This is a genomic window from Bacillus sp. LLTC93 (assembly GCF_002993125.1).
Lineage (GTDB): Bacteria > Bacillota > Bacilli > Bacillales > Bacillaceae > Bacillus > Bacillus zhangzhouensis.
In genome coordinates, this window is record NZ_PVME01000003.1 from 449,362 (window position 1) to 475,838 (window position 26,477).

28 protein-coding genes and 1 pseudogene are annotated in these 26,477 nt (G+C 38.4%); 14 read left to right on the forward strand and 15 right to left on the reverse strand.

The genetic code is table 11. From position 1 onward, the window contains the following. The first annotated feature begins 159 nt into the window (after positions 1-159). The 6 genes from C6W18_RS11755 (at position 160) to C6W18_RS20460 (ending at position 3,765) form a co-directional block, all read left to right on the forward strand. Complete coding sequence (locus tag C6W18_RS11755) at positions 160-618, forward strand: ASCH domain-containing protein (RefSeq protein ID WP_105927898.1); 459 nt, start codon at positions 160-162, stop codon at positions 616-618. A 206-nt stretch (positions 619-824) separates the two neighbouring features. After that, positions 825-1,442, forward strand: coding sequence for a DUF47 domain-containing protein (locus C6W18_RS11760; protein WP_105927661.1), 618 nt, complete (start codon positions 825-827; stop codon positions 1,440-1,442). A 15-nt stretch (positions 1,443-1,457) separates the two neighbouring features. After that, the gene (locus C6W18_RS11765; RefSeq protein WP_034322317.1) at positions 1,458-2,456 is read left to right on the forward strand and encodes an inorganic phosphate transporter; all 999 of its coding nucleotides are present in this window, start codon (positions 1,458-1,460) and stop codon (positions 2,454-2,456) included. 162 nt (positions 2,457-2,618) lie between these two features. Beyond that, positions 2,619-3,389: a type II toxin-antitoxin system SpoIISA family toxin gene (locus C6W18_RS11770; protein WP_105927662.1), complete on the forward strand. Its 771-nt coding sequence runs from the start codon at positions 2,619-2,621 to the stop codon at positions 3,387-3,389. Then, positions 3,364-3,534, forward strand: a complete 171-nt coding sequence (locus tag C6W18_RS11775) for a type II toxin-antitoxin system SpoIISB family antitoxin (RefSeq protein WP_008358858.1) — start codon at positions 3,364-3,366, stop codon at positions 3,532-3,534. The genes C6W18_RS11770 and C6W18_RS11775 overlap by 26 nt, the downstream gene beginning before the upstream one ends. A gap of 99 nt (positions 3,535-3,633) precedes the next feature. Next, on the forward strand, positions 3,634-3,765 hold the full coding sequence (locus tag C6W18_RS20460) for a hypothetical protein (RefSeq protein WP_262982641.1): 132 nt from the start codon (positions 3,634-3,636) through the stop codon (positions 3,763-3,765). On the opposite strand, the gene C6W18_RS11780 is transcribed toward C6W18_RS20460, so the two are convergent. Beyond that, positions 3,754-4,653, reverse strand: a complete 900-nt coding sequence (locus tag C6W18_RS11780; protein ID WP_034322323.1) for an N-acetylmuramoyl-L-alanine amidase — start codon at positions 4,651-4,653, stop codon at positions 3,754-3,756. The two genes, C6W18_RS20460 and C6W18_RS11780, sit on opposite strands and share 12 nt — an antisense overlap. A gap of 310 nt (positions 4,654-4,963) precedes the next feature. Here C6W18_RS11780 and C6W18_RS11785 point away from each other — a divergent pair, with 310 nt between their 5' ends. Next, positions 4,964-5,518 (forward strand): ImmA/IrrE family metallo-endopeptidase, encoded by a 555-nt coding sequence (locus C6W18_RS11785; RefSeq protein WP_034322325.1) that lies wholly within the window; start codon positions 4,964-4,966, stop codon positions 5,516-5,518. A gap of 26 nt (positions 5,519-5,544) precedes the next feature. Here C6W18_RS11785 and C6W18_RS11790 read toward each other — a convergent pair whose 3' ends face one another. Further along, a complete protein-coding gene (locus C6W18_RS11790) occupies positions 5,545-6,168 on the reverse strand; it encodes a poly-gamma-glutamate hydrolase family protein (RefSeq protein ID WP_105927663.1) in 624 nt (207 codons plus the stop codon). A gap of 243 nt (positions 6,169-6,411) precedes the next feature. Here C6W18_RS11790 and C6W18_RS11795 point away from each other — a divergent pair, with 243 nt between their 5' ends. Then, positions 6,412-6,783, forward strand: coding sequence for a DUF5412 domain-containing protein (locus C6W18_RS11795; RefSeq protein ID WP_105927664.1), 372 nt, complete (start codon positions 6,412-6,414; stop codon positions 6,781-6,783). Positions 6,784-6,829: 46 nt separating this feature from the next. On the opposite strand, the gene C6W18_RS11800 is transcribed toward C6W18_RS11795, so the two are convergent. Then, the gene (locus tag C6W18_RS11800) at positions 6,830-7,654 is read right to left on the reverse strand and encodes a methyl-accepting chemotaxis protein (protein WP_105927665.1); all 825 of its coding nucleotides are present in this window, start codon (positions 7,652-7,654) and stop codon (positions 6,830-6,832) included. A 220-nt stretch (positions 7,655-7,874) separates the two neighbouring features. Between C6W18_RS11800 and C6W18_RS11805 the strand changes: the two genes are divergently transcribed. After that, positions 7,875-9,347, forward strand: coding sequence for an FAD-dependent oxidoreductase (locus C6W18_RS11805; RefSeq protein WP_105927666.1), 1,473 nt, complete (start codon positions 7,875-7,877; stop codon positions 9,345-9,347). 32 nt (positions 9,348-9,379) lie between these two features. Here the strand turns inward: C6W18_RS11805 and hag (C6W18_RS11810) are convergent, their stop codons facing one another. The 4 genes and pseudogenes from hag (C6W18_RS11810) to C6W18_RS11825 all read right to left on the reverse strand — a co-directional run bounded on the left by hag (C6W18_RS11810) (position 9,380) and on the right by C6W18_RS11825 (position 12,450). Next, positions 9,380-10,201, reverse strand: coding sequence for a flagellin Hag (gene hag / locus C6W18_RS11810; protein WP_105927667.1), 822 nt, complete (start codon positions 10,199-10,201; stop codon positions 9,380-9,382). Positions 10,202-10,490: 289 nt separating this feature from the next. Continuing rightward, the gene (gene hag, locus C6W18_RS11815; RefSeq protein ID WP_105927668.1) at positions 10,491-11,330 is read right to left on the reverse strand and encodes a flagellin Hag; all 840 of its coding nucleotides are present in this window, start codon (positions 11,328-11,330) and stop codon (positions 10,491-10,493) included. Positions 11,331-11,557: 227 nt separating this feature from the next. Then, positions 11,558-11,830, reverse strand: a pseudogene (locus C6W18_RS20665) (Kelch repeat-containing protein); the annotation flags it as partial. A 5-nt stretch (positions 11,831-11,835) separates the two neighbouring features. Continuing rightward, positions 11,836-12,450, reverse strand: a complete 615-nt coding sequence (locus tag C6W18_RS11825) for a TetR/AcrR family transcriptional regulator (RefSeq protein WP_105927669.1) — start codon at positions 12,448-12,450, stop codon at positions 11,836-11,838. A gap of 214 nt (positions 12,451-12,664) precedes the next feature. Here C6W18_RS11825 and C6W18_RS11830 point away from each other — a divergent pair, with 214 nt between their 5' ends. Beyond that, on the forward strand, positions 12,665-13,777 hold the full coding sequence (locus C6W18_RS11830) for an NAD(P)-dependent alcohol dehydrogenase (protein ID WP_105927670.1): 1,113 nt from the start codon (positions 12,665-12,667) through the stop codon (positions 13,775-13,777). Between the two features lie 163 nt (positions 13,778-13,940). On the opposite strand, the gene alr is transcribed toward C6W18_RS11830, so the two are convergent. Then, the gene (alr, locus tag C6W18_RS11835; protein ID WP_105927671.1) at positions 13,941-15,122 is read right to left on the reverse strand and encodes an alanine racemase; all 1,182 of its coding nucleotides are present in this window, start codon (positions 15,120-15,122) and stop codon (positions 13,941-13,943) included. 261 nt (positions 15,123-15,383) lie between these two features. Here alr and C6W18_RS11840 point away from each other — a divergent pair, with 261 nt between their 5' ends. Continuing rightward, complete coding sequence (locus C6W18_RS11840) at positions 15,384-15,647, forward strand: LacI family transcriptional regulator (protein WP_189318083.1); 264 nt, start codon at positions 15,384-15,386, stop codon at positions 15,645-15,647. A 234-nt stretch (positions 15,648-15,881) separates the two neighbouring features. Here the strand turns inward: C6W18_RS11840 and C6W18_RS11845 are convergent, their stop codons facing one another. The 3 genes from C6W18_RS11845 to C6W18_RS11860 all read right to left on the reverse strand — a co-directional run bounded on the left by C6W18_RS11845 (position 15,882) and on the right by C6W18_RS11860 (position 18,873). After that, positions 15,882-16,340 carry an AraC family transcriptional regulator gene (locus tag C6W18_RS11845; RefSeq protein ID WP_105927672.1) on the reverse strand — a complete coding sequence of 153 codons (459 nt, stop codon included), beginning with the start codon at positions 16,338-16,340 and terminating at the stop codon, positions 15,882-15,884. A gap of 486 nt (positions 16,341-16,826) precedes the next feature. Then, entirely contained in the window at positions 16,827-17,960 is a 1,134-nt protein-coding gene (locus C6W18_RS11850) for a Rap family tetratricopeptide repeat protein (protein WP_105927673.1), read from the reverse strand. A 331-nt stretch (positions 17,961-18,291) separates the two neighbouring features. Continuing rightward, entirely contained in the window at positions 18,292-18,873 is a 582-nt protein-coding gene (locus C6W18_RS11860; protein ID WP_105927674.1) for a TetR/AcrR family transcriptional regulator, read from the reverse strand. Positions 18,874-19,061: 188 nt separating this feature from the next. On the opposite strand from C6W18_RS11860, the gene lpdA reads away from it, so the two are divergent. Then, complete coding sequence (gene lpdA / locus C6W18_RS11865; protein WP_105927675.1) at positions 19,062-20,456, forward strand: dihydrolipoyl dehydrogenase; 1,395 nt, start codon at positions 19,062-19,064, stop codon at positions 20,454-20,456. Positions 20,457-20,544: 88 nt separating this feature from the next. On the opposite strand, the gene C6W18_RS11870 is transcribed toward lpdA, so the two are convergent. After that, positions 20,545-21,702: an MFS transporter gene (locus C6W18_RS11870; RefSeq protein WP_105927676.1), complete on the reverse strand. Its 1,158-nt coding sequence runs from the start codon at positions 21,700-21,702 to the stop codon at positions 20,545-20,547. A gap of 127 nt (positions 21,703-21,829) precedes the next feature. On the opposite strand from C6W18_RS11870, the gene C6W18_RS11875 reads away from it, so the two are divergent. After that, positions 21,830-22,720: a LysR family transcriptional regulator gene (locus C6W18_RS11875; RefSeq protein WP_034322365.1), complete on the forward strand. Its 891-nt coding sequence runs from the start codon at positions 21,830-21,832 to the stop codon at positions 22,718-22,720. 262 nt (positions 22,721-22,982) lie between these two features. After that, on the forward strand, positions 22,983-23,603 hold the full coding sequence (locus C6W18_RS11880; RefSeq protein ID WP_105927900.1) for a LysE family translocator: 621 nt from the start codon (positions 22,983-22,985) through the stop codon (positions 23,601-23,603). A gap of 71 nt (positions 23,604-23,674) precedes the next feature. Here the strand turns inward: C6W18_RS11880 and C6W18_RS11885 are convergent, their stop codons facing one another. The 3 genes from C6W18_RS11885 to catA form a co-directional block, all read right to left on the reverse strand. Further along, complete coding sequence (locus C6W18_RS11885) at positions 23,675-24,505, reverse strand: SMI1/KNR4 family protein (RefSeq protein ID WP_105927677.1); 831 nt, start codon at positions 24,503-24,505, stop codon at positions 23,675-23,677. Between the two features lie 241 nt (positions 24,506-24,746). After that, complete coding sequence (locus C6W18_RS11890; RefSeq protein WP_105927678.1) at positions 24,747-25,049, reverse strand: hypothetical protein; 303 nt, start codon at positions 25,047-25,049, stop codon at positions 24,747-24,749. Between the two features lie 319 nt (positions 25,050-25,368). Then, on the reverse strand, positions 25,369-26,016 hold the full coding sequence (gene catA, locus C6W18_RS11895) for a type A chloramphenicol O-acetyltransferase (RefSeq protein WP_105927679.1): 648 nt from the start codon (positions 26,014-26,016) through the stop codon (positions 25,369-25,371). Between the last annotated feature and the right edge of the window lie 461 nt (positions 26,017-26,477).

The window sequence follows — 26,477 nt, forward strand, 5'->3', positions numbered from 1 at the left end:
TTATTCTAAAATTTCAAAAATTTTCATTCTATCATCCTACATAAATCAAACGAAACACGTTTTTTCAAAACATATGACACACAATAAAAGTAGGGATAAAGACATAATATTTTCACGTATTTGCCTTAAGGGTATAATAAACACAAAGGGGGAAAAATGGTGAACCACAAAAGCAAAATGTTTTGGGAAACGTATTGGAAAGAGAAATCAGAAAAAGCACCTGATGACGCGTTTGTTTCGGCGTGGGCATTCGGATCAGATCCAGATCATTTGCTTAATCTTGTAAAGCAAGGGAAAAAAACCGCCACTTGTTCTGGACACCTGTTTTATGAAAAAGAACAGGAGCCGCTTCCAAAAGCCGGACAATATGCAGTCATTTTGGACAGCCAGGAAGAACCTAAAGCCATCATTGAGATTACGCATGTAGATGTGATGCCAATGAATGAAGTCCCTGAATCCTTTGCACAAGCTGAAGGTGAAGGCGATCTATCATATGACTATTGGTATAGAGTTCATAAAGAATTCTTCACAGAAGCACTCAAGCCATACGAATTAGACTTCAAAGAAGACATGCTTCTTGTTTGTGAACGTTTTAAACTGATTCATTCAGCTTCTTAACCTTTAAGCGGCGCCAAAAACGGCCCGCTTTTTCCGTTTCCTTTTCCCTTTCTGAAAAAGGTGTGTTGAGATCACATCTTTAGGTCAGAATAAGATCAAATAGAAAAAGTGAAGAAATTTTCGACTACACCTGTTTTTTTTCGACAAAAGAATATATAATTATTTGATGTGTGCATTGTCTCATTTATACAATGGAGGGTTTTTACATGTTAAAAAGGAAAAAAGACAAGTTTTCCGTCTTGTTAACGGAAATTGCTAAAAATTTAGATGAAACTGCTGAGTATTTTGTTAGCTATAAAGTAACAAATCAAACCACTCTGAAAGAATTTTCTGACACATTGAAGGAATATGAGACAAAAGGTGATCATCATGTTCATACCATGATTAAAGAGCTGAACAAAGCCTTTATTACACCGATTGAGCGTGAAGACATTCTTCAATTGACGAATAGCCTCGACGATGTTTTAGATGGAATTGAGCATTTTTCAGCAACAATGGAAATTTATTCAATGACAAGCTCTGACGAACATATCGACAAATTCAGCCACTACATCAGAGAATGCGCAAAAGAAATTATGATTACAATTGATTTACTGGCTGAAAATCGCTTAAAAGATATTCAACCACACGCAATCAAAATCAAAGAGATCGAGCATAATTGTGACAATCTTTATCGTAAATCGCTAAAGAACTTGTTTGGAAAAGAAACTGATCCAATCAAGGTCATTCAATACAAAGAAATTTACGAAACACTTGAAGAAATCGCTGATTCCTGTCAAGGTGTTGCCAACAATCTAGAAACAATCATTATGAAGAATGCGTAACGGGGTTAGTTAAATATGGATACATTACTCATCCTTACCATATTTATTGTCATTTGTGCACTTGCTTTTGATTTCATTAACGGATTCCACGATACAGCAAATGCCATTGCTACTTCAGTTTCAACAAAAGCGTTAAAACCAAGACATGCTATCATTATGGCAGCGTTTATGAATTTCTTAGGAGCAATGACATTTACAGGTGTAGCAAAGTCCATTACAAAAGACATCGCAGATCCATTTACACTTCAAAACGGTTCTGTTGTCATTTTGGCTGCTTTAATTGCAGCTATTACTTGGAACTTGCTTACTTGGTATTACGGGATTCCGAGTAGTTCTTCACATGCACTGATTGGATCAATTGCAGGAGCTGTTATTGCCTCTGCCGGTTTTGGCGCTTTAAACTATTCGGGATTCATTAAAATCATTCAAGCCCTTTTGCTTTCACCTATCCTAGCTTTCGTGTTGGGATATATCGTGTACACCATTATTAAAATTATATTCAGAGACAACAATCTCGCAAAAACAAATAAACAATTCCGACGTGTTCAAATTTTAACTGCCGCACTGCAATCGTATACCCATGGAACGAACGATGCGCAAAAAGCGATGGGAATTATTACGATGGCTTTAATTGCAGGTAATTTGCATACAACAGACGACATTCCATTCTGGGTACAATTCTCTTGTGCGCTTGCAATGGGACTTGGTACTTCTATTGGTGGCTGGAAGATTATTAAAACAGTCGGCGGTAAAATCATGAAAATTCGTCCAGTAAACGGAGTATCTGCCGATTTAACTGGTGCAGCCATTATTTTCGGTGCAACGTTTATCCACTTACCTGTTAGTACCACACACGTTATTTCATCTTCTATTCTAGGCGTAGGTTCTGCGCACAGAGTCAAAGGTGTGAACTGGGGTACGGCAAAACGTATGCTTGTCACTTGGGTCATCACATTACCAATTTCAGGAACTCTAGGTGCTCTCATATACTTTTTGCTAAACACGTTTCTCTAATGTAAAAGGCCTGTCTTACAGGTCTTTTTTTTATGTAGACAAAGGGTTTTGCCTTCACACTCAAACTGTCTGTTCTTACTGGCAGTTTTTTTCATGAAGCAGGGTTTCCAATCATACCCATAGAAGTAAACAAGTATTCATCTGTCTATGGGAGAGAAGAACATGCTATTATTTTTTCAATTGACTGTATGGTTATTGTTAGGTGCACTTGCAGTGTATGTATTTGCTGTATGGCGCTTTGAACAAAAAGTAAAAGAAAAAATGTTTGCCATTCGTAAAACGTGGTATTGGATTTATGTAGCTGGTGCTGTTGTTTACTGGACAAATGACCCCTCTTCCATCTTCACCGATTGGATGCACTACTTCATCATTGCCGTTTTTTTTGCATTAACCGATGCTTTCATTTTTCTCAGCTCCTATATTAAAAGACTTGGGAATCATGAGCTGGAAACCGACACCCATCAACTCCTTGAACAAAACAACGATCTACTTCATTCTTACCTCAATAAACTAAAAACGTACCAATACCTATTGAAAAACGAACCGATCCATGTATATTATGGAAGTATAGAGGCATATATAGAGGGAATTGAACGGCTGATTTATTCTTTTGCAGAAAAAATGAATATTCAAGCGGTTCTGTGTCCATATGATACGCAGGAACAAAAAGATGACTTGCTGCGAACACTTGACCAGCGTGCTCTCATTCAGGCAAAGCTTGACAGGCAGGAAGTATATTACGATGATTTCGGCAAATTGGTGCTCATTCCGTTTTCAGTAGCAGATGCACACTTTGTCATTAAGCTGACCTCTGATGAGATTGTCACTGAGTTCGATTATTTATTAATGACTTCACTTACAACAATTTATGACCTAATCTTGCCTGACGAAGAGGAAGGTGATGAAGATGGACCACGCACTTCAAGGGGATAACAACAATCGCAAGAAAAACCCTTTTAAGATTTTAAAGAAGAAACGCCATATTAGTATGGCCGATTACAAAGTAAGCCCCCATACAGAGCGTATTTTCAAAAAAAATGAACAGCTTCTGGATGAGTATAAAAATAAAAAAGCTTGATCACAATAAAGGACGCGGAACTAAACCCGCGTCCTGATTCCTTTTTTACATCGATTCGCATACAATAAAACCATATGCTGTAACCATTGAGGTGCCAAAATGAAAAAGAAAATCAAACAATTGAGATATGTTCAATTTGCTGAATTTCAGCCGTCCCCTTATGTCCGACGATTAAATGAAAAAAGTGAAGCTGTCATTCATTCATACAAACAGAAAAACTCACTTATTTAATAGCTCAAGCAGCTTTTCCTTCGTTTTAGGTCCGTATACCCCATCACTTGTCAGACCATTCATCAGCTGAAAACGCGCTACAGCATTGGCCGTTTTTTCCCCATAAATCCCGTCGACTCCTTTATCTACAGCCGTTTTATCAGGATAAAAATAAACAGCAGCAAGTGCTTTTTGGACGAGGCGTACGTGCTCCCCCTTTGTCAAAGGAGATGTCACCTTTAAAGTCCCATCCGGCAGCTCATACATCACCTTTCCATCATTTCGATAAATTTTAAGAACCTGTCCAATTTGAATCTTGTTCGGATCGCTAATGTCATTCCATTTCTGTAAATCACTCACCGTGACGCCATGGGCTTTGGCAATACTTGTTAACGTATCCCCGCTTTTGACCACATACGTGATGACCGTCTCCGGATCACCTGCAGTTTCAATTCCTTTTTTAAATTCACCCCATGTAGATAGCAGCAGGCGTGGACATGCTTTTCCAGACCAATGCTGATGTGTAACCACATTTGCTAATGGAATGTCATGTTCTTTTAATAGCTTTTGAATGAGCCATTGAGCATGTTTGACAGCCTGCTGAAAGTTCCCATCTTCATTTTCACAAATTTCAATTCCGATTGATTTCCGGTTACCATTCCCATGACCATCCCCTGCATGCCAGCCATTTTCATTTAAAGGCAGATGCTGAAAAATTTCACGATCATCCACTGTAAAGTGCCAGCTCACCTCTGTTGTTGGGCGTTTGACGTATGCCGCATGACTTTTCGCATCAGCTCCCTTTGACGTATTCGCTGTGTTATGAACAGTCACATACAACGGTGTCATAGCGTATCCTGGCCGATTTCCGTTTCCTACTGGAATAAAATCTTGATAAATTTGTACCATGTTCTGCACTCCCTTTTGCTAGATTGAATTGATCTTTCTCATCAATCGGTGGCATTCGTAAGACAAATTTTGTTTGTTTTAGTCATAACACTATGGTAAAATTTGAATTCAATCTTCCATTTTTAATAGTGGAAAATGAAAAAACGACGAAAAACACAGGAAATAATTCCATTTTTCTTTGATTTTATGTTAAAATTGTTAAATATAAGCCGATATAAAAAGTAAGCGATAGCTTTATTAGCCATTTAGTCCTATATGGACTTTTCTTTTACGTCAAAAATAGAACATACGTTTGCGTGGAGGTTTTTAAATGACTTATTTTTTAACCCATTTAGAAGAAGATATTAAACGGTTATACACTCAACTACAAATAAGCGGTCCTGCTTATTTGGATATGCAAAGGATCGCTTCTGAATTTCATGTATGGGTCCATTACGAGGATACCGGCAGCATGATGATCAAACATCAAGGTCTTTACAGTATTATTTTAAACAGATCCCTATCACCAGAAGAACAGTGGCAGGATTTTGCCCACGAGCTCTGTCATGTGCTGAAACACGCAGGCAATCATTTCAAGATGCACAAGCTCTTTCGAGAACTGCAAGAGTTTCAGGCAAAACAATTCATGTATCACTTTTGTGTTCCGACCTTTTTGCTCCTGCAAATGAAGCTTCCAAACCTTCGGCAGCAAGCTATTTCGCATATTGCTCAAACATTTCACGTAACCTGGGCTTTTGCAGAAAAACGGCTTGCCTTATTCGAACAGCGAAAAGTAGGCATTCGCTTTCAAAAGGAGTTTACTTCCTATTTAATGAAAGCGGAAGCGGAAAGAGTTGCGGAAAAAGAAGCCGTTTATCAAACGTAAACGCCTGCCCGTATGACAACAGAGGTTTATTCATAAAGGCTTAATACTTGTTTCAGTGCATTTGTGTATCTATAAAATTGTTCATTTTGTGTATCACGCCGATAGCGCCGCCTAAAGTCTTGAAAGAATGCTCTTCTTTGAGCTTGACTGATTTCAATTTGAACGCTTTTCCCTGTCAGACATTGATTATTAATATTATCAGGATGTGTTCCAGAAAAACGATCTGATTCAGATAGCAGCAATGCAGGAAAACCATTCAAAGTTAGACGTTTCACCGTTTCTGTAGCTCTTTCTCTGTCTGTACCCCCCACTAATGTTTGTAGCACGTCTGTTTCTCCGTAGCCGTGGAGCGCAAACGTATAATGATGTGTATGCACTTGAGAAAGACAAATCGGCTCATCAAAACGTGTGCTTGTAATATGAAGAACATGATTGCCTTTCACTTTAAGGCCCTCAAATAAATACATAGAATAATCGCCTGCTAATTCATGGATCAGCTCACTCACGCCTGATTCAATTCCTCCGGCATGAGGCGACAAAACGAGAAGCTGATCCCCTTCCCGCTTGTGAAGAATTTGATAGTCAATCCCTTCTCTTTCATGAGCGGAAAGCTCTTCATAATTTTGATACGTATCGATGATTTGCATCATTCCATCTGCCCCATTTCTCTATATGAGCATAAGTCTACTGATCTCAAATTCTTTTGTAAAGTGTTTTCGAAACGTCTATCCATATGAAGACATCCTTAAATTTTCCTTATCTTTACGGCTTTCTGTTGAATCTTGAGAAAAAATGACCGATAATTGAAACAAATAGAACTTTTGGACTATAAGAATCTTTTTGTATTCTCTCTCATAAATTAGAAATATTGTGATCTATATCTGGAGGAATTCATGTTAAAAAAGAAAACCACCATCATCCTTGTCATCTTATTGATTAGCTTCGCTGGTATCATTTATTGGAAATGCTTCTCTCTTCAAGGCGTTTCTCACGGAACATTCATCCGCTCTATGTCATCACCTGACGGAACATATATCATCAACACCTATCGTCATAGTGGAGGAAAACTAAAGGAAAACGCAGTCAGAGCTGAAATTGAAAACAAACTAACCCATCGAAAGAAAACGATTTACTGGAAATACCCTGATAAAGACCCTCTCATCAAGTGGAAAAATGCACAGCTTGTTCAAATTGGACACGAGTTTTTAAATGTTGTAAAAGGCGAAACATACGATTATCGCTTTGATCCATCACCTAAAAAATAAAATGTGAGTAACAAAAAAACGAACCCTATTTGGATTCGTTTTTTTGTTACGTTGACATAATTTTTTGCATAAAATCTTTCATTTCCCTGCTGACCACAGTCAATCGATCAATGACCTCGCTAAACTCTGTCACAAGCAAAGCCTGCTCTGCCGATGATCCTTTCATATGATCCATACTCTCAAGTAATGTATGTATATTGGAAGAAATCCCTTGCAATGAGCTTTCAATATTTTCAGTTGCACGTGAGGTTTCGCTTGATAGTTTTTGGACTTCGCTTGCCACAACACTAAAACCTGCACCCTCTTTTCCTGCTCGGGCTGCTTCAATTGACGCATTCAATCCTAGCAAACTCGTTTGTTTCGAGATGCCTTTAATCATTTTTGTAATTTCTGATGTTTTTTTCGAGCTTTCAAGTGTTTGCTGCGTTTGTAAGGTCATTTCCTCACTTGTAGCAGAGAGCTCCTCTGAATGCGCCGCCACGACATGTACCTTCTCTTGAATACTTTGGATAATGTCATGTAACGACTCCATATATGCCTCAAGCTCCAATTGATTTTTGATCGGAAACCCTAAAGCAATTGCCCCAACTACTTGTTGATTCTCATCGAATATCGGCAAACCCATCGCATTTAACGGTATCCCATAGACGGATTCTGGCAAAAACGTACTCGACGTTTCACCTCTAAGCGCTTTTTTCATATTCATATCATCTGGTTTAATCAGATCACCTGCTCGTATTTGAAAATCAACATCTTTTGATGGCAAATAAAGCAAGAATTTCTCTCGATCAATAACACCCATCGTCACTTCATTCTTTAAGATCTGCATCATATATGGTGCAGCTGTCACAACACTCTGTAGTATATCCACTTCTCCTACCCCCTTACTGTATTTATCGGTCATCGATCTTAAATTAATAGTTATTTTTAAAAATAATGATTTTGATTGATGATTTTTCTCATATTTACGGGTAAGAAGTGTGTCATTTCCTTTCTATATTCAAAAAAACGCAAATTTGCTATAATCAAAGTATCAACATATGATGAAATGGTCATGTAACCATTTTACTTATTTATTGGAGGCGCATGTTGTGACACAACCCATGAAATATGAGCAGGCGATCGTCATTGGCGGCGGTATCACCGGAATGCTCGCTGCAAAGGTATTATCAACGTTTTATCATCAGGTGTTTATTATTGAAAAGGATGAACTGCCAGACTCTCCTGAGAACCGTCTCGGCACTCCTCAAGCCTTTCATCCACATAGAATGCTGCCACTTGGCAAGCAAATATTCGAACGTCTATTTCCTGATTATACAAAAGAGTTACTGGCAATGGGCGGGTTTAATACATTGCATCGAACATCTCGATTCATCACAAAAGATGGTGAATTAGCGCTCACCGATACAGAAGAAACAGCTGTCACAAGACGAGCCATGCTAGAGTGGGTGCTGATGCAAAGAATGTTAAGTGAGGAACGTGTTCATTTTCTAGAAAAACATGAAGCGATCTCGCTTCAGTTTGAGGAAGGAACAAATCGAGTCATAGGGCTCATCGTGAAAGATCGGCATGTAAAGCCAGGAATTATTCATCAAATGAAAGCAGATTTAGTGATCGATACGTCTGGAAGAATGTCTAAACTACCAAAATGGCTGAAAGACGCAGGACTGTCCTTGCCACAGACAGATGAGCTAAGCGTCTCTCTTGGCTACAGCACAAGATACTACCAGATACCACCTGAGGCGCCAAACCTGCAATCAATGGTCGTAGTTGGACAACCAAACAAACAAATCCCGACAGGACTGTTTGAACGGGTAGATCATGATTTAGTAGCTGTTCTTCTCTCAGCAGCGGGCGGCTCACATTATCCAACAACGGATGCTGATCTATTTGATTCAGAAACCGCTGCGCTTACCCATCCAGCGATAGCAGAAGCCATCACCCATTTAACGCCCTATACAAAACCAAAAGGATTTAGAGTCCCTTCTTGCGTGAGACATCACTATGAACAAATGCAGGATTGGCCAAGTGGATTATTGGTAATGGGCGATGCTTTATGTACATTAGATCCAATTCATGGGCAAGGAATGACAAAAGCAGCTCTCGAGGCGCAAACACTTGAGCGTATGCTCAAACAAGCACAAGAAAATGGGCGGTTGTCTTTTGAAAGGAATACCCTACAACAAATGCAGCACGCCAATGAACTTGGCTGGTGGCTTTGTGCGATTGCTGATATGGCGTGGGAAGGAGTCGAGTTAAAGGGAGGAAAGCCAATTCCCCATTTAACATTTGTACAGGGATATTTAAATCGATACGTACAATATGCCGTTCAAACAAAACAGGCTGAACGTCTTGAGGCATATCACCGTATGCATTCTTTCTTAACAGAACCGAGAGAAATCCTGAACCTAGAGCAGCTACATGACATGATTCAGTCTGATTCCTCTGGAGAAACTGCCGAGTGGTGGCGACAATGGGACAAAGAGAACAATGAATTAAATCGAACTTTTTTCCATGAAGCTGTTCCTGAATTTCATTTACACAACCTGATTCATACAAATTGACAGAAAAAAAGCCCCTCATTGGGGCTTTTTCATTAACGTAATAATTGAAGTACGTTTTGTGGCTGTTGGTTTGCTTGTGCTAGCATCGCTTGAGACGCTTGAGAAAGAATGTTGTTCTTTGTGAACTCACTCATTTCTTTCGCCATGTCAACGTCACGAATACGAGACTCAGCAGCTGTTAAGTTTTCAGCAGAAGCGCCAAGGTTGTTGATTGTGTGCTCTAGACGGTTTTGGACCGCACCAAGTGCTGAACGCTGTTTAGAAACTGCGCCGATCGCTGCATCGATTTTTGCTACTTCGGTGTCAAAGCTAAAGCCATCTTCATTCACTTTAATATCTTTGACAGTCAATGTTTCAGCGTCCATTTTGCCGATCTGTACGTTGATATTTTGCTCAATGTTCGCTCCAATTTGAAATTGGAATCCATCCTCAACGCTACCATCCAACAGATTCTTTCCGTTAAATGCTGTACGTTGAGAAATCCCATCAATTTCGTCAACCAAAGCAGTGAGTTCTTCTTGAATAGCTGTTAAATCTTCTGTTTGTTGAGTACCAATGTTACCCGCTTGAACTGTCAATTCACGCATACGTTGAAGAATGGCATGTGTTTCTGTTAATGCACCTTCAGCTGTTTGAATAAGAGAGATACCGTCTTGTGCGTTTTTAGATGCCATTTCTAAGCCGCGGATTTGTCCACGCATTTTTTCAGAGATTGCTAGACCTGCTGCGTCATCTCCCGCACGGTTAATGCGAAGACCAGAAGAAAGCTTCTCCATGTTTTTTTGCCCTGCTCCATTGTTTGCAGACAAACGGTTCAGTGTGTTAAGTGCTGCGATATTGTGGTTAATTCTCATGTTAAATGACCTCCATGTGTTTGAACCAATTAGACATCCTTGTCCAAAAGTTCTAAATTAGAATTTTTTTGTAAGCCTTACAATCCATTTATCGAACCTTAATGGAATATGTTTAACAAAAAAGGAATAAATAAGGATAAAGTCTCATTCATTATGATCGTTTCGCTAGAGTATGCCAAAATTAAAGGTCATTTTTCATGATTTATCAGAGGGATTTAAGAATCATAAGACTGGAGGAACCTCGAAGAAAAAAACAACATAAAAAAAAGCCCCATAAAGGGGCCTTTCATTAACGTAGTAATTGAAGTACGTTTTGTGGCTGTTGGTTCGCTTGTGCAAGCATTGCTTGAGACGCTTGAGAAAGAATGTTGTTCTTCGTGAACTCACTCATTTCTTTTGCCATGTCAACGTCACGGATACGAGACTCAGCAGCTGTTAAGTTTTCAGAAGAAGCACCAAGGTTGTTGATTGTGTGCTCTAGACGGTTTTGAACTGCACCAAGTTTACCACGCTCAGCTGATACTTTATTAATAGCAGCATCAACTTTATCTAATAGTGCATCAGTATTAGCAGTCGTAGCCGTTGTTACAACGTAGTCAGCTTTCAACATATCTAATCCTGCAGCCTTAGTACTCATATCACCAATAGTAACTGTTAATTGTTGCTTTGTGTTAGCACCAATTTGGAACGTAAATCCACCTGTTTGAGTACCGTCAAGAAGATTTTTACCATTAAAAGCTGTACGTTCAGAAATTCCATCTACCTCATCAAGAAGGTTATCAATTTCATCTTGAATTGCTTTAAGATCTGTCGCTGCATCTTGAGTACCTGTGTTACCCGCTTGAACAGTTAATTCACGCACACGTTGAAGGATTGAATGAGTTTCAGTCAATGCACCTTCAGCTGTTTGGATAAGAGAGATACCGTCTTGTGAGTTTTTAGAAGCCATTTCTAAACCACGGATTTGCCCTCTCATTTTTTCAGAGATTGCTAGACCTGCTGCGTCATCTCCTGCACGGTTGATGCGTAGACCTGAAGAAAGTTTCTCCATGTTCTTTTGGCTCGCACTGTTGTTAGAAGAAAGACGGTTTAATGTGTTAAGTGCTGCGATATTGTGGTTAATTCTCATTTCCTATTACCTCCATGTAATTGGGACCTGACAGACGTCCTTGTCTGAAAAAAGTCCTTTATTCTAGGGCTTATCAACCCTGACAATTCTATTATCGGACGTGGTTATAGGATGTTTAGCAGATTTTTAAAAAAATATCTTATTTTTTTATGATTTTAATCCTAATTTTAACAATTATGTAAAAATAAAAAAAGCTGCTGATTTATTATCAGCAACTTTCCATTTTATTAATATTGCTTGATATCAAATATTAAGATATTTTGGTACACCACATAATCTTTCTTACTTGTGAAAGGTCCTTTATTGTGTTCATCATTGATCTCATAAAAGTTCATTCCGATTCCAAAGCTTCTTTCTTTATACCCGTTTACAAAATCGTTGATCTCTTTCACTGAGAGCAGATAATCCTTTTGCAATCCATTTATCATGGTAATCGAAAGTATATCTTTTGTCGTTTCTTCTCCTGGCTTTGTTCCATCTTGGCCTTTTGGTTCTTCCGTGAGGATTAAGTTTTAATAATCATTTCCTCGTCCTTCAGCTGAATCATGAGTGAGGATTGAATATATAATAAATTAATAATGCGACGTGCCATTTCAGAAGGAGACGCATTGTACTGATTTCTGATCCATTCAAGAATCAATCCAAAGATGCCATATGAGCGATATTGAATAAAATAACTGTCGTTGATTTCTTCGTATTGATCACTGACAAACGACATTCTACTCTGGAAAATGTATTGCAACTTCTTCAGTAAAATTTCTTGAATTTGAGGTACACGGTCTTTCATCACCAATAAATCATAATAGTCACGATTTTCGACGATATATTGAAATACATTAGTGCCTTCTGGTTTCATGCGAGTTAAATCCAAAAGTGGATTTTCACGAGTTGGCTTACAAAACTCGTATTCAAAATCTTCCATTTCCCGGTGAATTAATTCTGCTGCAAGTTCGTCCTTACTATCGTAATGAACATAAAACGTCGTTCGATTGTAGTTTGCTTTTTCAACAATATCCTTCACTTTTACGTGAGAATAGCCTTTTTCTTTCACAAGCATTTTGAATGCTTGACGCAGTGTTTCTTTTGTTCGCTCAACACGGCGATCCTCTTTATTAATCATTTGCACCCTCCTTTTAGACACTTTTAAAAAAATGTTGAATAGAGATACAAAAATTCTATTGTGTTGAAAACCCATACAAAAATGTTTTTTTGCTGATTGATATGAACAACCTTTCATCTTACAATCAACTTAAGTCACATACAAATGAAATTTATGTGACATTTTATCTATCTTTAATAGAATACCATAATATACGAAAAGTGAGGCACATGATATGGAATTTCAAGCAATGGTCACAACAAATGAAAAAGATTTCGAGAAACAAACTTTATTACTAGATGACCCAAAAGCAGATGAAGTACTTGTCAAAATAGTTGCATCTGGCGTCTGTCATACTGATGCCACGGTATTAGATGGCACTCTTCCTGTACCACGTCCAGCTTTATTAGGACATGAAGGCTCTGGAATTGTAGTAAAAGTAGGTTCTAATGTAACAACCGTTCAAGAAGGAGACCACGTTGTATTGGGATTCGCTTATTGCGGTCACTGTCATAATTGTCTAGATGGGAACGCCGGTGGATGCGAAAACATGATTCAATTAAACTTCTCTGGTCGTAATAAGCGCAATGAAACGCCTATTCATACACACGATCAGCAAGATGTATCTCAATTTTTTGGCCAATCATCATTCGGGACATATGCAACTGTTGATGAGAAAAACGTGATAAAAGTAGACAAAGAAACCGATTTACGTTACTTAGGTCCATTCGGCTGCGGTTTAATGACTGGGAGCGGTACTGTCTTAAATTCGCTTGCTCCAGCACCAGGTACAAGCTTTGTTGTGTTCGGTACAGGTGCTGTTGGTTTAAGCGGATTAATGGCTGCAAAAATCGCAGGCTGCGATCCAATTATTGCCGTTGATATCCATGATAGCCGCCTTGAGCTAGCAAAAGAATTAGGTGCAACACATGTCATCAACAGTAAACATGAGAATCCAGCTGAAAAAATTAAGGAAATAACGGAAGGTAAAGGTGCACATTACTCATTTGAAACCACTGGTGTACCAGAAGTCACTCTAGCTGCACTTCATTGCCTGCGTGTCAAAGGGACTTGTGCAACAGTAGCAGTAGGTAAACGCGATTTAACATTTAACGTGACGAATGATTTAATGCTCAACGCGCTCACATTAAAAGGTGTGATAGAAGGGGATGCCGTTCCACAATTATTCATTCCTAAATTAGTGAAATTCTTTAAAAATGGACAATTTCCAGTTGAGAAACTGGCAAAATTCTATGAATTAGAAGATATTGAACAAGCCTTTGAAGATTCTAAAAATGGCTCAACGATTAAACCAATCCTTATTTTAGATAAAGAGTATCGAGTTTAAGCAGTGATCATAGACAAACCGTGAAATAGAACTTAAACTCATTAGCCCCCTCGCTATGCAAAGGGGGCTAATCGTATTTTAATATGCTATCCGCTTTTAGAAACAACTCCATCATGGTTTTCCCTTCTCATTTTTCAAAACGATTTATAAGATAAAATTGAATTCACACATACATCACCGGCGTTGATATTTTAATAATCTTCCCACCTCGACGATAAAATCTTGGAACGCGGCGGCTTAATGTAGCGATGACTTCATAGTTAATCGTATTGAGCATTTCAGCGATTTCATCGACAGAAATGTCCCCGCCTTTTTGACGGCCGTAAATGACGACTTCCTCGCCTTGCTTTGCTTTCATTTCTCCTAAGCTGATCATGGTCATATCCATCGTGACTCGGCCCGCAATTGGCACTCGTTTTCCTCTGAAAAGCATAAATCCTCGATTCGATAAAGCACGCGAGTACCCATCCGCATAACCAATCGGTATGGTCGCAATGACTTCATCAGGCTTTGCCACATAGGTAGCTCCGTAACTGACTGTCCTCGGCTTCGTCACCATTTCCTTCACGAAAGCAATTCTCGCCTTTAAACTCAGAGCCGGCTCTAGTTGTACAGCGTCTAAGCTTTCAATATATTGCGAGGGATACAGTCCATAAAGCCCGATGCCCAGCCGAATCATATCAGCACTAAATTCAGGAAATGCAATAGAAGCCGCTGTATTGTTCATATGTACGGTAGGCAGCGTAATTCCTTGTTTTTTTAGAAAACGAAGAAAATCAATAAAAATACTGTGCTGAAGTAATGTGAAATCAGGGTCTGGTTCATCCGCAGTTGAGAAATGCGTAAAGATTCCATCCCATCTGAGGTACTCACTTTCTTCAAGTGCCTCAACGACTTCCAAAAGCTCTTCCTTCGTCCGTACACCTAGTCGCCCCATGCCTGTGTCGACATTGACATGAATGCCAAGCCGATGCTGACTTTCTTCTTCCTCTAAGATCTCATTTGCTCGCGTGATCCAGTCTGCACGTAAACCTGATAAATCAATGCTCCATGTCGCAGCTTTTTTCACACAGTCGAGCGGAGTGAATCCAAGGACTAGAATAGGCGCTTCTATTTTCGCTCTTCGTAATACAATTCCTTCTTCCAAGCTGGCAACCGCCAGCTCTGTCGCGCCGCTTTCCAGTGCCTGTCTGGCCACCTCCACTGAACCATGTCCATAAGCATTTGCTTTCACTACAGCCATGATCTTACTTTTCCTTGGAATATGCGCTTGAATCGCCTCAATATTTCTTTTAATCGCATCAAGATTGACTTCGATCCAGACTTCCCGGCAGAGCTTTTTCATTTATCGTTCCTCCTCATAAAATGAGTGATTCCTATATCAATGTTCGCTTTCGTGTCTAGTCTATCTTTATTCATTTTTAAGTAAAAACATTCAAGCACAACAGAACAAAAAAATGAAAATAATTCCTAAATATGTATATTTTTTGAACTTATTATGTTTTAGACAATATTTGACATTATTCTCCTGTCCTTTTTGCTATTCTCTTAAGTATCTATTAAACATTGTTTAATAGAAGAATATAATGAAAAGGGAGATGTTTTTATGATTAAGGGGAAAATGAAAAAAATAGTGGGCGCTGCTGTATTCACTGGTGCTTTAATGTTCTCTGCAATTCCTGCTGATGCAGCTTCGAATTTAATACCTATTAGGGACAAGTATGATGGCTATCAATATAAATGGAATGGCTACAATAGCAAAGGAGTAGCAACCGTCACCGTTTTCTCTAGAGATTCGAATGGTAAGTCTTACTCTAATACTTATGAATGTGTCACTGTTATAAGCGGTACTTGCTACGTTTACGAATAATGTAAAAGATTCATAAAAAATCTGCCTCACCAAATTGTTGAGGCAGATTTTTTATTTCTGCTTCGCTTGATCAATGACATCTAATTAAGAAGAGGAGTCACATAGAACTGTGACTCCTTCAGAACATAAAATGTTGTGTATCTTTCATTCTCAATGGGTTTCGTTCATCTTTCTAAGGAATGAGCCCTTTGCTTCCTACATTATCCTTATTATCTTGTAGCATCTACAAACTACCTAGACGATCGGAAGTAAGAACTCACACACCTTATCTTCCCCTTCTTCTTCTCTATATCGCTCTATAATAGGAGCCTGACGCATGTCCAAATGATTGTTTTGAAGAACATGAGGTAAATGACTCCAAAACAAATTCACTTTTTCAGTCGTATGTGCCACCGTAAAAACGGCATATTTCCCCCCTTCAAAATGACCAGTCTGAACCATTTGATCTTTTGAAAAATCTCTATTTGTCATTAACATGAGGTCATATCTGCATCTTTCAGGTAAAGTTCTTTCGGGATGATCTTGAGGAACACCATATATCCCATATTCCTCTAATTCATCATTTAAATGATGTTGAGCTATCCATTTTTTAAAACTTTTCATCATATCTAAATTCTTTATGCTGCCGTATGGTCCTATATTTCTCATATACACCATTTTCATATTCTTTAACATTTCAATTTTGTAATTCATGATTTTCCTCCAACACTTTATTGGAAGATTGGCCAATCATTCCTTACATCCAACGGTAACATCCTTTAAAATATAATGCAGTAGGTTATTAAAAATAAATGAATTCATTATAAAAAATACATATTTAGGAATCTCATTTATAAGATGTTCGTTTTTTAAAAACAAAAAAGAACGACCATTGGCCGCTCACTTATTATTGATTTTACCATTGTCTTTTGCTTATCCTCAGTATGTTTTTTGTAGACTGATTCATGTGATTACTAAATATGTAAAAAATAGAGTATAGCTAACTCTTCTGTTTAATACCTTTAGTATTCAACCTTTACTAATACTAGATAAAAAGCCCTTCAAAGGGCTTTTTTAGTTTAAGCAAAATAACCGATACTTGATGTATGTCCTCTTTGGGCTTCATTATGGATATCGTTTGATGAAACATAACTAAAAGCACATAACACACTGACAATTATTAATACGGTTGCTACTGACTTAAATTTCATAAAGACAGTCTCCCCTTTTAATTTGGTGTTGGAAATATAGAATCTTCTCATAAAATTCGTTTGAGCGTTCTATATCTCCTGCTTTATTATAATGCTTCACTGCATCTTTCGCTAAATCTTCAAGATTTGCAAAAAAAGACTTTGATTCCAAATAAGCCATTGATTCTTCTATACGGCTAACATCGTTATCGATATATAGTGATCTCAACATAATGAATGTATTGATAAAAATATCATCCTTTAATTTTTCAGCTAGTTCAATCCCATAATTTAATGCATACAAACCTAAATCATTCTGTTCACTTTTAAAGTATGATTTTGTCAACATGACGAGCGGATCAAGAATTTTGTTTAGATGCTCATATCCTTGTTCTTTAAATGAATGAATAGATTCGTTAAAGTATTTAATTGCCATTAATAGTTCATTGTTATGAAAATAACTCAACCCTAAATTATAAAGCGCTGATCCTTTTAATCGTTTTGTTGAGTTGTCGGCGGCTTTTTCTAGTGCGTGTTCAAAATGGGGGATTGCTTTTTCGGGGCAGCCCATATCGATATAGTTTAATCCAATGACAAAAGAACATTGGATTTCTCTTACTGTGTATGTATCTTTTTCTCTATAGCACTCTATCGCCTGGGCGATATGATGCATGGACATGTGGGTTTGTTTCATGTGGTAATAGATTTCAGCCATCTTGTAATTGAACTCAGCACGTTCAATATCATCACTGACAAGAGATAGCTTTTTTTCTGCCCGCTTATAGAAGGTAATGGCATTTAGGTATTCATAGTTTTCAAATTCGTACATGCCGTAGAAAAAATTGAAGTAATACTCGAGTAATCCTGTTAATTTCTCTTGATCCTTTTTTATCTTCATTGCTAGTTGCCTAAAGTTGGCTCGCTCTTTTCCATTTTCTAAAGGAGTCAAGTAATCTAGCATTAATTGATGTCTAAATTCCATGAGTGAGAAATACAATAATAAATCCTGGTTCTCTTCCATATGATCGAGCATCGATTTGATTTCTTCTTTATATGCCTCGGCATCCGGCACGTTAAATCTTTGAATATGATAATACCATTCATTGATTTTCAAGCCGACGTGAGAAGAAAGTACTTTCTCCATCAATCCTTACCCCTTCCTCTATTTTCCCTATAATGACATATATTATCATTTCAAGAATCATTCGACACCGAAAAGAAACCGCAAAAAAAAGCCCCTTTAGAGGAGCCGTGTGAATCATAGTAGATGCCATTACATTTCTTCATAAACAAGGAACCAGTATTCATATCCAGATTCCCCTTCTTCTACAACAGCCTTCCAGCCCTTTTTTTATAAAAAGAGAGCGCTTTGTGATTTTGGAGACACGTTTGAGTGTGACTGGTGACGGGATTCAAAATAGAGGATAGTCTATGGTACTTGCTTCTCTAATCAGCATCACATCAACCCCTATGTTTTAATTTGGATGTGATTCCACCTCTAGGATGCGTTTTGCCTGTGTCTTGCCTGCTAGTAATAATTGATCACTGAAATTCGAATCATTGACAGCGCGTGCTAGAGCAATTGTACCGACCAGGCTGCTTACTAGCGCGTAACTGGTAGAGACATCAATGTTTGCCGTATCGGCTATAAACTCCATAAATCGCTTCAATTCATCGGTATAGGCTTGTCGAACCTCTTGCGATAATTGAGAAACCTCCCCTGCCAATGCAGGCAGTATACAACCGACCTCCGTCTGATCCCTATGAACGGAACTTAAATAGAATTCAATGATGGTCTGAATTCGAGGCTGGTCTGCTTTCTTGTCAGCTACATTTTGCAACAGCTTTATCGTATCGCTAATGGCAAAATGAAAAGCCTCTATCACCAACTGATCTTTGTTCTTAAAGTGGGCGTAAAACCCGCCATGAGTTAGACCTGCCCCCTTCATGATGAATGGTAAACTGATATGACGAACGCCATTTGTTCGAAATGCTTTTGCAGCACTTTCAATGATCTGCTCTCTGACTTTTAACTTATGGCCTGTCGGATAAGGCATCTCTTCCGCCCCCCCCCCCTTCTCTTTCACTCACTCTAAGTGTATTTATCAAAATATTATATTCATCATATTATCTTGTGTCAATTGACTGAAATCCATCTTCCCTCACCCAGATGGTATTGACTTCATTAAAATATGATGACTATAATATATTATGATCATCATATTTTGAGGTGGAGGTACATGAAATGATTCATTTAGAGACAGTAGATACCTTAGTGATTGGATCAGGTCCGGGAGGCTACGTGGCGGCATTACGTTCAGCAAATCTTGGCATGAAGACAGCCATTGTAGAACGTGATCAGTTAGGCGGAGTATGCACCCATGTAGGTTGTATTCCTTCTAAAGCACTAATTGGAGAAGCAGAGCGTTTCAAACTCCGCACACAATTGGGTGTTTTTCAAGAAGGCGATTCTTTCAAGGAAGCTCAAGCGTTTAAAAAAGCTGTTGTGAAAAAACAAGCTGGAGGCGTCCAATTTTTGTTAAAGTCAGCGGGAGTTACAATTCTAGAAGGCGAAGCAAGCTTAATCGATCAGCATACAGCAGCGATTCAACATTTCGAACAAGGGGAAAAGCGTATCACCTTCAAACATCTTATACTAGCAACCGGTTCCCGCCCAATTGAAATTAGATCACTCCCTTTCGGAGGTCGTATATTGTCTTCCACTGAAGCACTATCCCTTCCCAAGATTCCGAGAAATCTTGTCGTAGTTGGGGGCGGTTATATTGGGGTGGAACTAGGACAGATGTTTGCAAGATTTGGAACGAAAGTCACCATTTTGGAAGGCGGAGAACAAATATTGCCTGGCTTTGAAAGTGAACTTGTCTCGCCTGTCGTTCGTCAACTGAAAGAAGATGAAATCACACTGATAACAGGAGCAAACGTCACAGGTGCCGACCAGCATACAAGCGGAATTGACCTTTATTATGAGAAGCAGGAAGTCCGCTACACGGTGAATGCGGAATATGCGCTGATTACTGTAGGAAGGAAACCGAATACAGATGGAACATTAGGTCTTGATTCTATCGGGTTGTCCATGACCCCTCAAGGACTGATTGAAATTGATGAACAATGCAGAACATCAATTTCGCATATATATGCCATTGGTGATATCATCCATGGTCCTGCTCTAGCCCATAAAGCTTCCTATGAAGCGAAGGTTGCAGCAGAAGCCATCAGCGGTAAACCCTCAATGATAGATTATAAAGCGATCCCACTTGTTGTTTTTTCCAGCCCAGAATTGGCCGGTGTTGGACTGAGTGAAACTGATTGTAAGCTAAAATCCATTCCAGTTGTCATTGGCAAATCAATGTTCTCTATTAATGGTAAAGCGCTAGCATTAAAAGAACCAGAAGGCTTTGTGAAGATTGTAGCCCATGCTGAATCTGGTCTTATTTTAGGAGCACAAATCGTAGGTGCTGAAGCATCTACTCTTATATCAGAACTTTCTCTCTCTATTGAAATTGGCGCTACAGCAGAAGATTTAGCAATGACAATTCATCCTCACCCAACGTTAGGTGAAATCATCATGGAAGCCGCAGAAATGGCCAGCCGTAAAGTTGAAAAGTATCTTGCACAATAAATGGTTTCGAGTGCAGCTTCTAAAAATAAAGCATCATAAGCGTCATCAGCCTATTTTGAAAATAGGCTGTGGCGATTTCATTTGATCGTTAATTGGGTCCTACTTTGCGTTGTTTTCCGAGATTCATAGACAACTGAACGCCAATCATCAGCATAACGATGACGAGCATCGCAACAATGGAAGCATGGAAATGTCCGCTTAGATCGAAAACCAAGCCAATGAAAAATGGACCAAACCCTCCCATGATGTACCCACCCATCTGCGACATAGCTGACCACGTACCAGCTTCCTCCGGAGTACGCGTCTCTATAATTGGGAGCATAAGCGCTAAAGGAAATAATCCACCTGCCCCCATACCTAGGAAAATAACGGCTGGCAAGATCGGCAATGGCAGTAGAAGAAATATGAGGCCAATCAGCTCTGACACACTGCATAAGACAAGAAATAATTTCGGCTTTCCTAAGCGATTTACGAATCCCGGAACGAGTAATGCCACCGGAATCTGAATAAGCGTAAATACCGTAAGCAGCATGGCAGCATATTGCGGACTATTTCCGAAACTAAGAGCAATGGGTGAAATCCATGCCGTCAACGAATAGAACATGCTGGACATAAAGCCAAAGAACAGAGTGAATTGAATGGCTTTTTTGTTTCGCAGCGGCAGCCTGAGCGGCAAGGTTTCATGTCCAGCCTTTTGTTTTTTCCGAGCTAGACCTAGCCATAGGATTAGTGCGATAACCCCTAAAATAGCCCAGCAAGACAATGCAATCGGAAGGTTATGCTGACTGCGAAGGTAAATAGGAATTGTGAAGCCCGAAGCAAGTGCTGCCCCTATTGTCATCGATATAGAATACACACTGACGATTCCCGGACTTTTCGGGAAATACTTTTTGATAAAACTGGACAATAATGGTCCCGCAAAGCTAATTCCTATCCCTCCTGCAAACGCGGTCATGAGAAGGATGGCAACAGATTGACTCGTACCACGCAGTGCGGTGGCGATTGTAATAAGAAGGATCGAGAAAAAAATGGTTCGCTCTAAACCAAACCGGCGGCTGAGTGTCGTCGCAACAGGAGCAAACACCCCCATACACAAGACCGGTAATGTGGTTAAAAGACTCGCTGTCAGTGCGTTTACACCAAGCTCCGATTGAATCATACTCATCATGGAGGCCACAGACGTAATGATCGGCCGTAAGTTTAATGCAGCTAAAAATAAAGCGGCTAAATAAAATACTTTTTTCATAAATACTCTTCTTCCTCTCTCATCTTGTTGAGGTTACTTTGAGTATACGTCTGCCACATTCATTGATCAATACAATAATTCGTATTATGATGATAGTAAAATACTATCATTCATGAAAGGATGAAATATGGATACTCGAAACATTACGTATTTTATGGCAGTATTCGATCATCTCCATTTCACAAAAGCCGCAGAGCATTTAGGGATATCACAGCCTACACTAAGTCAGCAGATTCGGCTGCTTGAAGCAGAACTTGGGATGCCACTCTTTGATCGAATCGGCAAAAAAGTGGTTGCAACAGAAGCTGGTTCGCTGCTTTATCAATATGGCATGAAAATGCTTCAAGCTGAAAGAGATGCGAAAAGTGCCATGAAAGAACTGTTATCTGAAAAGCGAGGAACCGTTCGTCTCGCAGTACTACCCTCCGATCTTGACTTTCAGCTTGTTCCGCTTTTTGTAGAATTCAAAACACATTATCCTGAAATCAATCTGAAGGCATTTTCAACCATATTCGTTCGTGAAGAGGTGCTTTCGCATAAAGTGGATCTCGGCATTGGCCTGCGTGGGCCTGCAGATAAGCGTCTCGTTCAAGTTCCACTTGGAAGTGAGCCCTACGAATTATTTGTTCATTCTGACAGTGAGCTGGCAAAAAAGAGTGAAGTGACGTTGGAAGAGCTGACGCAGCATGCTTTAGTTATGTATCCGAAGGGTTATTTAGGCAGGGATTTAGTAGATGACGTATGTAAAAAACATGGTTTTGAATTGGACACCGTCATGGAGGTTGGGTCCGCATCTTCTTTATTGCAGTTAGTTGAAGCCGGTATCGGTGCAACCATCCAGCCAAGAGGGTTATTAAAACAACATTCAACATGGCCTAATATTGTCTCTATCCCTATATCTGGGCCTGCTCCTATTCGGCACCTGGAGTTAACTTATTATGCAAATCGATTTGTGAGCAAAGCGCACAAGCAGCTGTCCGAATGGTTGATAGACTTTTTCAAAGCAAGAACAAGCTGATCAGCGAGATAAAAACATGAAGAATTAAAATAGCTTATGTACACCGACCAGCAACTCGTAAGTCAGCGATTTGATCTGCATGCTCTATTATCACTTTTCTCGCTTCAATTTTTTTATGGATTGATGATGGTATAGAGTGTAACCGAAACCAAAAGACAGATAAAAATGAAAAAGAATAGCGTTTTCATCATGACTCATACGAATTGCAATCTATACATTTGTGCGTTAGTATGGATTATTACTTTTGAAAGGACGTATGGATATGAATGATTTTCTGACTTTTCTTCTTCTTACTCTGTTTGTCGTTGCTTCTCCTGGAGTTGATTTTGCCTTAATCACGAAAAGAACCATAGGTACCGGAAAATCTGATGGGATCAAGATGGCGTTAGGTCTAACATCAGGCGCTCTTATTCATACACTTGCTGCAGCATTTGGACTTTCCTTAATTCTAATGAAGTCTGCTTTAGCATTTGAAATCATTAAATATCTAGGCGCTATTTACCTCATCTATCTAGGTGTGTCTTCTTTCATGAATAAAAAAGAGAAAGAAGCCGCCCCACCTCATAAGGTCGAAACGCCAAAACATTCTGCTTTTAAACAGGGATTAATCTCAAATACATTAAATCCAAAGGTAGCTATTTTCTTTTTAACATTCTTACCTCAATTCGTCACACCAGGATTGAATACAAGTTTTCAGTTTGTCGTGATGGGTTCAATATACGCTCTATTGTCTATATTGTGGTTTTCAACGATTGTATTGCTTCTTGGCTACATCAGAAAATTCTTATTATCAGCAAAAGTTCAAACGACCATTGATAGAATAACAGGTTTAGTGTTAGTAGGCTTTGGCGTGAAACTATTGTTTACAAATCCAAAACATTAGATATCCAATCTAAACAACTTCACATGAAACTAAGAAGAAAAAGAGCCCTTTTAAGGGCTTTTCTTCTTTTACTATGGTTTTTTCACTGGATGAATGTCTTCTCCCAAAAAGGCGATTCGAGACTCTCCACTATTTTCTAGAAACTCAGCAACTTCTTGCAGCTCTTTATTGATACGGTCATTCCTTGGCATATCTGGATTTAACAAAAGGATGGAGTGAATGGCAGTGGCTGCTTCATACAAAACATTTTGATCTTTTATCTGTTTGATACATTTCTTCATACGATCGAAAAACCATTCCATCTCTTCTATGTCTTCCATCGGATAATATGTCATTTTAAAGAGGTTCTGCTGACGAAGGTCTCCTCTCTCAAAAATGAGTTCAAGCTCTTCTCTACTTATATACAATTCCGAAGATTCATCATCAATCTCTACTACCTCGACCATCGCATCTTCAGCTGTATATAACTGCCCAATAAATTCATCGAAACTATCTGCCAGCTTAAAATCTACTTCCATCTCTAAATCAAAATAGTGAATAGGCGGATGTTCTTTCGTTTGTCGATAATCCATTGCGATCCATGTATCTTCTTCTCCGCTGATGAAAATAAGTCCCTCAGGCAGCCCCAATTCATCACTTAACTGAGGACTACTCATAATTCCATCCCCTTTGGCGGTTCCTATTAGATAGTCAAACTGAATATGATCATCTGCCCATGAATTCGGCCGTTCAGTTGGAAACGCATTACGAACTGTAAAACCACCGTTCCATTCTAAAATGAGCTTTTCGTATGTATCAGGTAAAGTCACACCAAGACTTCCCTCTACTTCACGAATTTTTTCCTCACCTTTCTTTTCTAACGTGAAAGGACTCTCTTCTTCTTTCTCCCAGAATGGTTTCAAAGTGGATGCCTCCCCATATCTATTGATATAAGTATAACATTGTCCAACTAATTATTTGCTCATTTTAAAACCTTGCAATCCCATTCAATTCCTTGCTCCAATAAAGAATTTACCAGTAAACATAAAAAGTCCTGACTGAGTTTCAGCCAGGTACATAAGTTGAAGAGCAAATCTTTCGCTCTCATATTGTTCTTTAACAGTTTTTCAAGAAAAAATGAATTTATATCTTATCTATACCAAATTACATACCAACGGACCAAGCAAGTAAAATAAATGACGTGATTAATATAGATAGCCCACTTACAACGACAATCATTATATGAATAATTATACGTTTAGACGAGCCTTTTCCCTGATGTTTTCGGCTAATCATCAATGTGATAAATGACGCAACGGCAAATAGGTAAGATATAACTGCTCCTGAGTAGAAACCAAACTTCTGCCAAAAAACAACATCACTTATTAAAGCCATAGATTGAAAGTTTAAGCTAAACAAAAAACCAATAACTGCGAATACTAGGGACATTACTTTTAATTTCATCATTCCAAATCCTCTCTAATATTGAATCTATAGTATTGAATTAAAATTGTATGAACTAACTATAGACTCCCCCCGTACAATTTTAGTTTGACTTACATTTTCATAAACTTAATCTATAGGTGCAATAGATTGAATGAAAGCTAAATTCTTCCTATAAATCTCTACTTTCATAAAAATCTCTCACTAATATATCCTTAGCACATTCACATGTTCTTCACACAACAAAAAAGCAGACTTGTATAAGCCTGCCTTACGCTTTTTTCTAAACTTTCCTTGCAGTACCTCTGGAAAAATGCCCGTGAAATTTAAGATATATATACAATTAACCGTTTAACCACTCTTCACAATGTTCAATAAGCCATCTTAAGTATTGGATATATTGACCGACGTGATAGCCATCACAAACAGCATGATGTACTTGAATCGCAACTGGCAAAATTATTTTTTCTTCTTTCATCTTAAATTTGCCTAATGTAAATATTGGTAGTAAATAAGTTTCATCTGTAGATATATTAAGATTAAAAGAAGTGAAATCAACCCAAGGCAGACTTGAAATATTAAACATGTTTTCTGGCATATTAGGTTTCGGAAATAATTTGCTACTTTTGTTATATGTTTCAATGTCCGCTAAACAACTTTTATAAAATTTAACAAAGCTTTCTTCATAAGGCGTCCAAATACTTAAAAATGTCTTTGTTTCTTTATTGAAAACAGTATAACTTGGATGAAGAATATCCCAATAACCAAGTTCGTCGTTTACTTGATCCATCCGAAATTCCGGTATTTTTTGCACAGCTCTTGCTAACAAATAAATTTGCACAGGATACACTTTCAGATTTCTTTCTTTCAATATTGAATGCAATTTCGTGATGTCTAGATTGATTACCAAACTATATGAGCATCGGGTTAAAGTCATATAATGATGAAAGTGCTCTTTTCGTGGGTAATTTTCGTCTATTTGTTTAAACATTTTTTATCTCCTCCTGAATGTGATTTCATGTATTCAGGAGGAGACTTTATCTGATTTCACCACCACAATCATCCTTTCAAGAAATATGTTATGTTTCTGTCTATTCAAAGTCTACCATGAGCTTTGCCTACGTTAAAGCCTGCTGCAACTCTTCGTAAGTAATCATAAGTAATCTTCCCAAACTTGAACTGTTCTAGTGCTATATATTTTTCCCCCTTTAATATTATCTTCTGGCATTCCTTCGTTTTGTTAAAAACCAAAAAATGATACCTTTTTATACGCCTGTTTTACTCTTTTTTATTTAAATTCTTTGTTGTTCATGTTTTTTCATAATTAATATGCATGCATATTTTACCGTTCAAACTCTATAACAAATAACCTATTTACTTCATTTATTTACAAATGATAACATTAATTAGAGTAAGAGGAATATTCCTAACAACTAAAACAAAATATTAAAT